This is a genomic window from Flavobacterium agri, from assembly GCF_013401995.1.
GTDB classification, from domain to species: Bacteria; Bacteroidota; Bacteroidia; order Flavobacteriales; family Flavobacteriaceae; genus Flavobacterium; species Flavobacterium agri.
The window spans coordinates 335,483-348,148 of sequence record NZ_JACBJI010000003.1; the positions used below are offsets into that span (position 1 = coordinate 335,483).

Annotated in this window: 13 protein-coding genes; 6 read left to right on the top strand and 7 right to left on the bottom strand. The window is 48.3% G+C overall.

Going from position 1 to position 12,666, the window contains the following annotated elements:
* The first annotated feature begins 118 nt into the window (after positions 1–118).
* The 6 genes from HZF10_RS08850 (at position 119) to HZF10_RS08875 (ending at position 6,259) form a co-directional block, all read left to right on the top strand.
* Positions 119–910, top strand: a complete 792-nt coding sequence (locus HZF10_RS08850) for a tetratricopeptide repeat protein (RefSeq protein WP_176005833.1) — start codon at positions 119–121, stop codon at positions 908–910.
* A gap of 1 nt (position 911) precedes the next feature.
* Entirely contained in the window at positions 912–1,430 is a 519-nt protein-coding gene (gene ribH / locus HZF10_RS08855; protein ID WP_176005834.1) for a 6,7-dimethyl-8-ribityllumazine synthase, read from the top strand.
* A 236-nt stretch (positions 1,431–1,666) separates the two neighbouring features.
* A complete protein-coding gene (mutL, locus tag HZF10_RS08860; protein WP_176005835.1) occupies positions 1,667–3,532 on the top strand; it encodes a DNA mismatch repair endonuclease MutL in 1,866 nt (621 codons plus the stop codon).
* Positions 3,529–4,347: a rhomboid family intramembrane serine protease gene (locus HZF10_RS08865; protein WP_176005836.1), complete on the top strand. Its 819-nt coding sequence runs from the start codon at positions 3,529–3,531 to the stop codon at positions 4,345–4,347. Before mutL ends, HZF10_RS08865 begins: the two co-directional genes overlap by 4 nt.
* A gap of 3 nt (positions 4,348–4,350) precedes the next feature.
* The gene (locus tag HZF10_RS08870; RefSeq protein ID WP_176005837.1) at positions 4,351–5,205 is read left to right on the top strand and encodes a rhomboid family protein; all 855 of its coding nucleotides are present in this window, start codon (positions 4,351–4,353) and stop codon (positions 5,203–5,205) included.
* A 1-nt stretch (position 5,206) separates the two neighbouring features.
* Positions 5,207–6,259 (top strand): endonuclease/exonuclease/phosphatase family protein, encoded by a 1,053-nt coding sequence (locus tag HZF10_RS08875; RefSeq protein ID WP_176005838.1) that lies wholly within the window; start codon positions 5,207–5,209, stop codon positions 6,257–6,259.
* 122 nt (positions 6,260–6,381) lie between these two features.
* On the opposite strand, the gene HZF10_RS08880 is transcribed toward HZF10_RS08875, so the two are convergent.
* From HZF10_RS08880 to HZF10_RS08910, 7 genes are all read right to left on the bottom strand, one after another.
* Positions 6,382–6,993: a WbqC family protein gene (locus tag HZF10_RS08880; RefSeq protein ID WP_176005839.1), complete on the bottom strand. Its 612-nt coding sequence runs from the start codon at positions 6,991–6,993 to the stop codon at positions 6,382–6,384.
* A gap of 4 nt (positions 6,994–6,997) precedes the next feature.
* Complete coding sequence (lepB, locus tag HZF10_RS08885) at positions 6,998–8,554, bottom strand: signal peptidase I (RefSeq protein ID WP_176005840.1); 1,557 nt, start codon at positions 8,552–8,554, stop codon at positions 6,998–7,000.
* Positions 8,555–8,616: 62 nt separating this feature from the next.
* Entirely contained in the window at positions 8,617–9,315 is a 699-nt protein-coding gene (dapB, locus tag HZF10_RS08890) for a 4-hydroxy-tetrahydrodipicolinate reductase (RefSeq protein ID WP_176005841.1), read from the bottom strand.
* Entirely contained in the window at positions 9,316–9,876 is a 561-nt protein-coding gene (locus HZF10_RS08895) for a DUF5683 domain-containing protein (protein WP_176005842.1), read from the bottom strand.
* Positions 9,873–10,772, bottom strand: a complete 900-nt coding sequence (locus HZF10_RS08900) for a ParB/RepB/Spo0J family partition protein (RefSeq protein WP_176005843.1) — start codon at positions 10,770–10,772, stop codon at positions 9,873–9,875. The genes HZF10_RS08895 and HZF10_RS08900 overlap by 4 nt, the downstream gene beginning before the upstream one ends.
* A 6-nt stretch (positions 10,773–10,778) precedes the next feature.
* Complete coding sequence (locus tag HZF10_RS08905) at positions 10,779–11,543, bottom strand: ParA family protein (RefSeq protein WP_176005844.1); 765 nt, start codon at positions 11,541–11,543, stop codon at positions 10,779–10,781.
* Between the two features lie 263 nt (positions 11,544–11,806).
* Entirely contained in the window at positions 11,807–12,637 is an 831-nt protein-coding gene (locus HZF10_RS08910; RefSeq protein ID WP_176005845.1) for an alpha/beta hydrolase family protein, read from the bottom strand.
* Positions 12,638–12,666: the final 29 nt, after the last annotated feature.

Sequence of the window (12,666 nt, forward strand, 5' to 3'; positions counted from 1 at the left end):
GCTTTCACACAGAAATTCAGGATTCTGGAAGCGGGCGTAAATTTCCGAAAAAATACACATTTTCGCTTTTCAATTTGAATAAAAATTTTATTTTTGCCCCGCATTAATTTAAAGCTAAATGGCAACATATAACAAGAGAGGTTACAAGTCTCCTAAAGAGAAAGAAGAAAAAGACCCGGCGTTGGACGGAGCTTACATCGAAGACGTGAACGTCGAAGAGAAAGACAGTACGACCGCGGGCGTTTTCAACACGCTTGACGAAACGGCCAACAAGACAGAGGCATGGGTCGAGAAAAACCAGAAAGCGATTTTTGGTATCGTAGGAGCGATCGCTTTGGTGACCATCGGTTACCTCGCTTACCACAAGTTCGTTGCCGGACCTAAAGAAGAAGATGCTGCCGAGGCGATGTTCGTTGCCCAGCAGAACTTCCAGAAAGCCGTTGACGGTGTGAAACCGGATTCGCTTTTCGTCCTTGCGTTGAAAGGTTCTGAAGGACAATACGGTTTTGTAGACATCGCCGACAAATATTCGGGTACAGATGCCGGAAACCTTGCCAACTACTACGCAGGTGTTTCCTATTTGAACACAGGAAAATACAACGAGGCGATCGAGTCTCTCGACAAATTCAAATCGGAAGATGTCGTACTGGCTGCAATGGCGATCGGATTGAAAGGAGATGCGTTCTCTCAGAAAAACCAGCCGAAAGAAGCGTTGGAATACTACGAGAAGGCCGCTGCCGCAAACAAAAACGAATTCACGGCTCCTATGTATTTGTTGAAAGCCGGAAAAACCGCTTTGGCGTTGAACCAAAAGGAAACCGCGCTTAAACATTTCCAGGACATCAAAGACAATTACGAGAGTTCTCCTGAGGCTTCTCAGGTAGATGCGCTCATCGGATTGGCCCAATAATATGGCTACAGCGAACAAGAATTTATCGGAATACGATAAGAACCAACTCCCGGATGCGAAAGACTTCACATTCGGGATTGTTGTTTCTGAATGGAACACGAAGGTCACCGAAGGCCTTTACAACGGATGCGAGACCGCGCTTTTGGACTGCGGCGTAAAACCCGAAAACATCACGCGCTGGAACGTTCCCGGAAGTTTTGAATTGATTTACGGAGCTTCGCGTATGCGCCAGGCGTTGACCGTTGACGCGATCATTACGATCGGATGCGTGATCAAAGGCGAGACGATGCATTTCGAGTTCGTTTGCGAAGGCGTGACCCAAGGCGTCAAGGATCTGAACGTCAAAGGCGATGTTCCCGTGGTCTTTTGCGTGTTGACCGACAACAACGAAGAGCAGTCGCTCGCGCGTTCGGGCGGTTCCCACGGAAACAAAGGCACCGAAGCCGCGATTACCGCAATCCGGATGGCCGATTTGAGAAAACGCACATCGGGCCAGAATTCGAAGATGGGATTCAAATAAAGAGACCAGATTTTGGATATAGATAAGCTCGTTCGTTTGGACGGGCTTTTTTTATCCGCGAATGACCCAAATTCCACAAATTAAACAGATAGGATTAGTGATATTCGTGTCATTCATGGCTGAAAAGCTTTCAACTCTACCGTTGATTTTTGTGCAAAACTTTAACCCGCCTTTCACCTTTCCATCCTCAATTTTTGCGTTAATTGTGGTACATTTGACGTCCACTCAAACAGACCATGTCGAGCATTATTCAACTCCTTCCAGACCACGTAGCCAACCAGATAGCCGCGGGCGAAGTCGTCCAGCGACCCGCTTCGGTCGTCAAGGAATTGCTTGAAAATGCCGTCGATGCAAAAGCCGATGACATCAAGCTCATCGTCAAGGACGCGGGCAAATCGCTCGTCCAGGTAATCGACAACGGAGTGGGCATGAGTCCGCAGGACGCCAAATTGTGTTTCGCGCGCCATGCGACCTCCAAAATCCGCAATGCCGAGGATTTGTTTTCGCTGCATACGAAAGGTTTCCGCGGGGAAGCATTGGCTTCTATTGCCGCGATTGCGCACGTCGAGATGAAAACGCGCCAGTCCAATGAAGAATTGGGTACGCATTTGATCATCGAAGGCAGCAAATTCGTTTCCCAGGATGTGGCGGTTTTGCCTCAAGGTACGTCGTTCGCTATCAAGAACCTGTTTTTCAACATTCCCGCGAGACGGAACTTTTTGAAATCCGATACGGTCGAATTCAGGCATATCCTCGATGAATTCCAGCGCGTGGCCATGGCGCATCCGCAAATCCATTTCACGATGTACCACAACGGCAGCGAGATGTTCAATCTGCCTGCTTCGAATTTGCGACAGCGCATCGTGGGTATTTTTGGCGGACGAACGAATGAAAAGCTCGTTCCGATAGCCGAATCCACCGAAATCGTTTCGCTCGAAGGATTTGCCGGCAAACCTGAATTTTCCAAAAAGAACAAAGGCGAGCAATTCTTTTTCGTCAACGACCGATTCATCAAAAGCGGCTACCTGCACCATGCGGTCATGGCGGCTTACGAAGGTCTTTTGAAAGAAGGTTGCCAGCCGTCTTATTTTATTTATCTCAAAGTGCCTCCGCACTCGATAGACATCAACATACATCCGACCAAAACAGAAATCAAGTTCGACGACGAACATGCGTTGTATGCGATCCTGCGCGCTTCGGTCAAGCACAGTCTCGGCCAGTTCAGCGTGTCGCCCGTTCTCGATTTCGAACGCGACGCTTCGTTGGACACGCCTTACGGATACAAGGACCGCGATGCCATTTTACCGACGATAGAAGTCGATGCGGCTTTCAATCCGTTCGGAGAAGTCGAGGTCAAAGAGAAAAAGCAGGTTTCTCCTTCGGGAAGCTACCACAGAAAAAACGAACACGCAAGTTGGGAAAGCCTTTACGTGGGCCTCAAGCATGATACGGAAACGATTGCCGAACCCGTAGAAATGCAGTTCGAGACCGAAGAAGTCACGGCTTCGTTGTTCGATGAATCGGAAACGGCCGCACAGGAAAACCGCATGTACCAGTTGCATCGCAAGTATATCGTGAATCCGATCAAATCGGGAATGGTGATCGTCGATCAGCAGCGTGCGCACCAACGCGTATTGTACGAGCAATTCCTCACGAACATGACCGTACGCCAGGCGTCGAGCCAACAGTTGCTGTTTCCGCTCAATATGTATTTTTCGACTATCGAGATGAGCCTGATCCGTGAACTTCAGCCGTCGCTTGAAAATACCGGATTCGTGTTCAGCGAAATCAATCACGATCATGTAGTTGTTTCGGGATTGCCGGTGAATGTTGCCGAAAGCGAGGCGTCCATCGTCATGGAAGAATTGCTGAGCGACCTTCAGGACGGCATTCCGGAAACGAGTTTCAGCCAAAACGATTCCATAGCCAAATCGATGGCGAAAAGCCTTGCGGTAAAAACGGGCACTTTGCTTGCCGAACGCGAGCAGGAAAATCTCGTGAACGGGCTTTTCGCGTGTAAAGAACCAGATGTTTCACCCTTCGGGAAACCGACTTTCATTACCTTGCGTGTGGAAGATATCGATAAGAAATTCGCCATATGATGCCAATTACACCGGTGGTCAAGCAGCTTTTGATCATCAACATACTTTTTTTTGTGGGTTCTCAGTTGGTGCCCCAAGCTTACGATTACCTTTCGCTTTATTATTTCGATAACGATCAGTTCCATTTTTGGCAATTGCTGACACATATGTTCATGCACGCGCCGATCAGCAACATCGGGCACATCATGTTCAATATGTTCGCGCTGTATATGTTCGGGTCGTCGCTTGAGCATTTTTGGGGTGGCAAGCGCTTCATATTTTTTTATATTTCCTGCGGATTGGGCGCTGCAGCATTGCAGTTGCTGATCAATTACATTTCCATACAGCAAACCCTTGAACCGGCAGCTTATCTCAATTTGTCGCATCGCGAGCTTTACGAGATTTTCAATACAGATTTCAGGCAAGGAACTTCTTATACCTCGGAGCTTCTGTTGCCCAAGATTGAGGAAATCTTGCGCACGGGCCATCCGGGTGTTTCGTTGACACAGGAATCTTTGTCGGCGATCTTTAACGCGGCTATAGAAAGCAAAGGCGTGATGGTCGGCGCTTCGGGTGCGATTTATGGACTTTTGGTAGCCTTCGCTTTCATGTTTCCGAATGCCGAAATGTTTATTATCTTCCTTCCGATTCCCATAAAAGCGAAGTATTTCGTGCCAGTCCTGATAGGATTCGATCTCGTTTCGGGCATATCCTCTACATGGTTTGGCACCGGAAGCAATATTGCGCATTTCGCACACGTCGGTGGAGCGCTTTTCGGCTTCATCATGATGTGGTACTGGAGAAAGAATCGATTCAATCACAACCGTTGGAATTAAGTTATGTCGCGCATTTGGAATGACATCAAAAGCGAATACGCATTAGGAGGCCCGGAGACGCGTCTGATTATCGTCAATGTGGCGATTTTCGTCGTTTCGGCTTTGTACTTCGCGTTCGTACCGAATTCGAGTTTCCCGCGTTGGCTCGCGTTGAGTCCGAACGATGCGTTGTTCTATCCGTGGACGCTGGTGACGTATGCGTTCCTTCACGCCAATTTCATGCACATCCTGAGCAATATGCTCGTGCTGAATTTCGCGGCTCGTCTTTTCCGTACATATTTCAGCATCAAACAGTTCATTGGTGTTTATTTTTTGGGAGCGATTTTCGCCGGATCGGTGTTCGTCGTCACGTACTACGTCATGGGAACGTCGACGATATTAGTCGGTGCTTCGGCGGCCGTCATGGCGGTTTTGGTTGCGATCACGACATACAATCCGACGATGCAAGTGCGTTTGTTGCTCATCGGAAACGTCAAACTATGGATACTTACGGGATTCCTGATTTTCCTCGATGTGATCTCGATCCCTTCGACGAGTCCGGTAAGCCATCTGTCGCATTTATCGGCGGCGCTTTTCGGGTTCGTTTACATGAAGATGCTCGAATCGGGAACCGACATGAGCCGCGTCGTTACGGTAGTCATCGACTTTTTTGCGAATCTGGGAAAGCCTGGCGAGAAGAAAACCAAGTTCAGGACCGTGCATCGCAATTACAAAAAACCGGTACAGCAAACGTCGCGTATCGTAACAAAAGACAAGACCCAGCAACAGATAGATGAAATACTTGACAAAATAAGCCGTTCAGGTTATGACAGCCTGACGCAGGAAGAAAAGGATTTCCTGTTTCGCGCCGGAAAGTGATATGAAGAAGCTCTCTTGGTTCAACAAGTTCATGTGGATACTCAATATCGTGCTCACGGTATTGACCGTAATCGCCTATGTCTTGCCGTTCCTCGCGCCCAAGTTGTTTCCGATCCTTTCCGTATTGACGTTGTTCATGCCTTTGTTCCTGATATTGAACGCTTGCTTTTTTGTGTATTGGGCCGTTTTGCTCAAAAAACAGGTAATCCTTCCGGCTTTGCTGTTGCTTGCGGGCATCACGTTCATCAATAAATTCTATAAATTTTCGCCTACCGAATTGCCCGATTCCGAAAAGGATTTTACGGTGATGAGTTACAACGTGCGGCTTTTCAACTTATTCGATTGGATTCCGAAGGACAATGTAGGAGAAACCATAGAAGACTTCATCAACGAGAAGAATCCCGATATCGTGTGTCTTCAGGAATATTCCGAAAGGGCCAACGTCGACCTCAAGGTGTATCCGCACAAGTACATCATGATGCAGGGCAACCAGGTCAAGACGGGGCAGGCGATCTTTTCGAAATTCCCGATCATCGAAGAAGGCAAATTAGAGCTTCCGAACTCGAACAATAACGTCGTGTTCGCCGATATCCGCAAAGGAAAAGACACGATCCGCGTGTACAGTATGCACCTGCAATCGGTAAAGATCACGCCCGATGTAGACGAGATCAACAACGACCACATCAACAGTATAGACGAGAAGAAACGACAAGTGATTTTCCGTCGCATCACCGACGCGTTCAAACGTCAGCAGCAACAGGCCGAGATCATCCAGAAACACAGGCGCGAATGCAAATATCCCGTGATCATTTGCGGCGATATGAACAACAGCGCGTTTTCGTACGTCTACCGTGTGATCAAAGGCAAACTCGGGGATTGTTTCGAAGAGGCCGGAAAAGGCTTCGGGCAAACGTATAAGTTCAAGTATTATCCGGCGCGTATCGACTACATTTTCGCCGATCCGAAACTACAGGTAAAAAGCTTCGAGAATTTTTCGGAGTTCGAGAATTCCGATCACTTTCCGGTGATGACGAGATTGGAAATGCGGGAATAGGTTTTCTGCCACGAATGGCACTAATTTCTCGAATTATTTATTGCGCAAAACAATTTCTTTCGGATGTCTCTACAATAATCCGTTAAGATATTTGTGGAATTTGTGGCATTCGTGGCAAGAGATCAAACTTGCTGCCGCTTCAAATAATCCAAAGCATACCTTCCTTCATTGAACAACAAATCCAGAATGCTCAAGTTGTTCAGGTAGCCGTATTTGTCACCGAAAACCTGGGTGTATTCCTCAAATTGGCGATCGTCTTTTTTTCCGTTGGCCAAATGGCGAAAATCGACCAGATCCGGTACTTCGTGAAAGTATTCCTCGGTCTTTTTAGGATCGAACAGCAATCCGAGGCATTTATAGACGATCTCGAGCGCCTCGAAGTTCAAGTCCATGAGGAATTGCTGCTTCTTGAAGTAAATAGGCGCGATCTCGTCTTCGTAATATTCAAAGAAAGGCGAACTCCGGTACGCAGCTTCGAGCGATTTGAAATGCAGTTTCTGCCAGTCGAACGCTTTCTCGATTCGGATGTCCTTTGTCTTTTGATGGGCCGAACTCGAATGCTTCACCGGAATGTTCAAAAGTTGCCTACCGTTCGGGCTGTAAATGTACATGCGGTTGCGGTTCGTCTGCTTTTGGAAGTTGTCTTCCACTTCAAAAGTGACCGATTCGGCTTGTGCGATCGCGGCGAATTGCGAAATCGACGGGAAATAGGTCGGATAAACTAAAATGTCCATGCAATTATTCTTGGGCGGCTTTTTTCTTCTTGATGAAAAAGTTTGCAACAAAGTAGAAACCAAGCGCAATCAGGAAAAACTTAAAGTACGAAACCGGCTCGCCATCGCCTCCGACAGTCGTAAACACGCGTTCCCAACGGATTTTGTCGAAGCCTTTCTTGTTCGGGTCGAGACTCATCCAAATGAACACCGGTTTTCCGACTACGTGGTTTTCGGGTACGAATCCCCAATAACGGCTGTCTTCAGAATTGTGGCGGTTGTCACCCATCATCCAATAATAATTCTGGCCGAATGTGTAAGAAGTGGCGACTTTACCGTCGATACGGATTTCGTCTCCGTTCACCTTAAGGTCATGGCCTTCGTATTCCGAAATGATTTTTTTGTAGAACGGAAGCGATTGGCGGTTAAGCGCAACGGTTTTGCCTTGTTCCGGAATATAGATCGGACCGTAATTGTCGATTGTCCAATTCGTATAGCCTTTAGGGAAAACCACAGTTGGGGAAACCCCTTTCTTTTCATTGTTTTTGGTCACCGAAACCACGCCCGGAACTTTGCGCAACTGTTCGGCTCCGCGTTCGGTCATCGCGCTGATGAGCAAAGTGTCGCGTCTGTCGCTGATGAAACCGGCTTTGTCGGTCACGTCGAGATTGCCCAAGACATATTCGAAATCGATAGGCGTCTTGCCGTCGAAAGTTACATAATAGGCGGTTTGCGGTCGCGCTCTTTCGGGCAATACCAGTTTTTTGCCGTTGATGACCACGTCTCCGTCCACGATCGAAAGACTGTCGCCTGGCGTTCCAACGCAGCGTTTCACGTAATTCGATTTCTTGTCTACGGGTTTGTTTACGCGAGGTCCGGGCACGAAAAAGCGCTCGACCGTATCGACGGGCCAATTAAAGACCACGATGTCGTTCTTTTCGATCTTTTCGAATCCAGGAAAACGGAAATTCGGCAATTGCGGCTTGAACAGGTACGAGCGTTTGTTGATTACCGGAATCGTGTCGTGTACCATCGGCAAAGCGACCGTCGTAGAAGGCGTACGCGCGCCGTAATGGAACTTGCTTACAAAAAGGAAATCGCCGATCAACAACGATTTTTCAAGCGATGATGTCGGAATCGTGAACGGCTGCATTATGTACGTATGCACTACCGTAGCCACTACGACCGCAAAAAGCAACGAACTCAAGGTATCTCCGGCCTTCGATTTGGCGCGCAGTTCGCGGTCCGGAATATGGTTCAGCGGCTGTGTATAGTTGACGTAATAGATGTAGAGACCCAAAGTGAAAATACCCAAAAGCGTATCTGAAGTCGAGTTTTTACCGAAGCTTCTCAACGTTTCCACCCAAACCACAGGGAACATGATCAGGTTGACGATGGGTACGAAAAGCAAAATCGTCCACCATGGCGGGCGATTGATGATTTTCATAAGCACGATGGCGTTGTATACCGGAACGGCGGCTTCCCATCGTTTGCGGCCGGCAGCCTCATATAACTTCCACGTTCCTGCAAAATGTACTACCTGCACGATCAGGAAAAAGATAAACCATTGGGTCAAGGTCATATTGTTTGATTTTTAGGCGTAAGTCGGGGCATTTCCCGATGCGTTACCAATTTAAGATTTTTTTAAAGTTCGAGTACGTCTTTCATAGAGAACACACCAGTCTTGCCGACGAGCCACTCCGCTGCGATTACCGCTCCGTATGCAAAACCTTCGCGTGAATGCGCGGTGTGCGTGATTTCTATGCGGTCTACGTTTGAATCATAGGCAACCGTATGCGTTCCGGGCACGTTCTCGATGCGTTTGGCGTCGATCAAAATTTCGTCCTGTTTTGCATCTTTCAAAGCCCAGCTCGAATAATCGGAGTTCTCGATGATGTCTTTGGCAAGTGAAATCGCCGTTCCGCTTGGCGCGTCGAGTTTTTGCGTGTGATGGATTTCTTCCATGCTCGCTTTATACTCGGGGAATTTCGCCATCATCTTGGCCAGGTATTCATTGAGGTTGAAAAACAAATTCACGCCGAGGCTGAAGTTCGATCCGTACAAAAAAGCTCCTTGTTTTTCTTCGCACAAGCCGACCATGTTGTGGTAGTGTTCGAGCCATCCGGTCGTTCCCGAAACCACGGGCGTATTGCCGTTGAGACAGGCCGAAATGTTCCCGACGGCCGCATCGGGCACGCTGAAATCGATCGCGACATCGGCGTTTGAAAGCCCTTCGAACGAATCGGAACTCTTTTTACGCATCACGATCTCGTGTCCGCGTTCCAAAGCGATGCGTTCGATGATCTGGCCCATTTTGCCGTATCCCAAAAGTGCTATCTTCATCTAGAATTTATAGTTTAAGGTAAGCCCGACCGAAGGTTTCGAGTACATGTCCGATTCGATCAATCCGGGTTCGAGCGTCAAATCGTCGCTCACGTTGAACTGCTTGAGGTGTGCGTCGATATTGGCGTCGACGATATTCAATACATAAAATCCGACGGCGAACAAAAGCGAATATTCACGGTTTTTCTTGTAGCCGCGTTGGGCCGCGATCAAACGTTGGTCGTCAAGGTATTGGTATTCGTCGTCGTGATAACCTGCAAGACGCCTTTTGTAGGCGTCGCGTACCTTTTTGTATTTGGTATTCTGGTCGGAGTAGAAGTAAAGGCTCGTGCCGATCGCGCCGTACACCAAAGGCACTTTCCAATACCGCTTGTTGTAGACTTGTCCCAATCCGGGCAAAATGGCCGAATAAAAAGCCGCTTTCGCCGGACGCAACGGGTCGATAACCTGATTTTTAGTCGTATCGGCAACAGCCAATGGAGCGTCTATTTTCTGTACTTTCTGAGCCGAAGCCGAAAAAGCCGAAAACAGCACTATTGCTATGAAAGCCGAAAGTCTCACGAACCTTGGATGAGTTTCACGATGCGGTTGAAATCTTCTTCCGAATGGAACGGGATCGTGATTTTGCCTTTGCCGTTAGCTGCGACTTTAACATCGACTTTAGTGCCGAAATACGAAGCGATGGCTTTCTTCTGTTCGATATCTACCGAAAAACCCGAAGATTTCGATTTGGCCGATTTCGGCAACAGGCTTTCGTGGTAATTCTTCACCAAAGCTTCGGTCTCGCGTACCGACAGGTTCTGGCTGATGATCTTGTGGTAAATGTCGGTTTGGGCGTCGTGGTCTTCGATGTTGATGATCGCGCGTCCGTGACCCATCGAGATGAAACCGTCGCGGATTCCCGTCTGGATGATCGGGTCGAGTTTCAAAAGGCGCAGGTAATTCGCAATCGTAGAGCGTTTTTTGCCCACGCGCTCGCTCATCTGTTCCTGAGTCAGGCTGATTTCATCGATCAAACGCTGATAGGACAACGCAATCTCTATCGGATCCAAGTCATGGCGTTGGATGTTTTCCACAAGCGCCATCGTAAGCGAATCGTTGTCGTTCGCGATACGGATATAAGCCGGAATCGTGGTCAATCCCGCGATTTTGGACGCGCGCAAACGGCGTTCACCCGAAATCAGCTGGTATTTGTTGAAGTCGGTCTTTCGGACGGTAATCGGCTGGATCACACCCAATTCACGGATGGAAACCGCGAGTTCCTGAAGCGCTTCCTCGTTGAAGTTCGAGCGCGGCTGAAACGGGTTGATCTCGATCAGGTCGAGTTCGAGTTCGATGATGTTTCCGATCACTTTGTCGGCGTTCTTGTCGTCTGCCGATTGTATGTTGTTTTCCGGATCTTTGAGCAAGGCCGATAAACCTCTTCCCAACGCCTGTTTTTTGATAGCCTGTGCCATGCAGTATTAACTGTTTTTCTTGATGATTTCTTGTGCAAGGTGCAGATAATTCGTCGCACCCTTGCTCGTCGCGTCGTAATTGATGATGCTTTCTCCGTAGCTCGGCGCCTCACTCAATTTCACGTTTCTCTGTATGATGGTCTCGAAAACCATGTCCCCGAAGTGTTTCTGCACTTCCTCTACGACCTGGTTGCTCAAACGAAGACGCGAATCGTACATCGTAAGCAGCAAACCTTCGATATCGAGGTTCGGGTTGTGTATTTTCTGCACGCTCTTGATCGTATTGAGCAATTTGCCCAAACCTTCGAGCGCGAAATATTCGCATTGTATCGGAATCACTACCGAATCGGCCGCCGTAAGCGCATTCAGAGTCAAAAGACCCAAAGAAGGCGCGCAGTCGATCAGGATGTAATCGTATTTCTCGCGGGTTTCCTCAAGTGCCTGTTTGAGCATGTATTCGCGGTTTTCCTTGTCGACAAGCTCGATTTCGATGGCCACAAGGTCGATGTGTGCGGGAATCACGCTCACGTTGGGAGCGGTCGTGACCACGGTTGCCTCATCGGCCGTAACGCTGTGTTCCAAAAGCTGGTAGGTGCCTTTCGTGACGTTCTCAATATCGAGCCCCAACCCAGAACCGGCGTTTGCCTGAGGATCGGCGTCGATAAGCAATACTTTTTTCTCAAGGACACCAAGCGCGGCGGCAAGGTTTACCGAAGTGGTCGTTTTTCCAACACCGCCTTTCTGGTTGGCGATGGCAATGATTTTACCCATGAATCAGTTTGAAATTTTGAGCCGTAAAAATACAATTATTTGCGGGATGTTCAAGGGTTAGTTGTTAACAGAAAGGCAAAGTTTTTACAGTAGCAGTAGCTGTGGCAGTGACGGTCACAGAAAGCGGTGCTGATCCCGATTGCACAGGTTTTTTAACGCAGGCCAAAGTCTGATGCCGGTTCAAAATACTTGTATTACATCCAAGCTTGTGTGGCATTACCTGCAACTCCAACTCCAACTCCAACCGCCTTCTGCTACTGCAACTATCTTCTGCTACTGTTGTGCGCTTTCGTCCACGCTTCGATCGCATCCAAAACCTTGACTTCGGTTTCAGGGCTTCTCAATCCGACATCGTGACCTTGGCCTTGCATCACGAGAAGTTTCGAATCGGCGCTTTGTTTCTGCAGGATTTCATACAAAAACCGCGCTTGCGAAATCGGCACCAAATCGTCCTGGTCACCATGAATAAGCTGCGTCGGGATATTCTTCACGAACGCATACGGGCTTATTTTCTTGAGTTTTTCAAGATTCTCGGGCGTATTCTCGAGTTTGGCTTCGGCTAACAGCATCACGGCCAAAACCAGATTGAATTTTTTGGCCACTTCGAGCATTTGCGGATCGTCGAGTCGCGTAGGAGCGCTCATGGCCGTAATCGATTTGACGGGTTGGTCGGTCGTATACGCATACATCAATGCCAAATGTGCTCCGGCACTGATGCCGCTTATGTGATAACCGCCGTCACTAAAACCGAAATCCCGCGAAACGACCCTGACTTTCGCCACGGCATTCGAAATATCGGCTACAAGATCTTTGCCGTGCACTTTTTCCGAAACCGTGCGATAATCTACATTTACGACCACCATCCCACGGTCGCGAAGATCTTTTGCGTTCTTTTCGGTCATTTCGTTCGTGCCCATGACCCAAGCGCCTCCGTGTATCAGGATAAAAACCGGGGTCGATTGATCCATTTTTGCAGGCATGTACAAATCGAACGTTTGTTTTTTGTCCTGTCCGTACGGGATGTGCTCAATGTCGAGCTGGGCAAAAGCTACAGAACAAAGCAGCAAGAAAAAAATCGGTAATTTGATTCTCATGGATAGGTGATTTGGGCCTGTTTATTTTG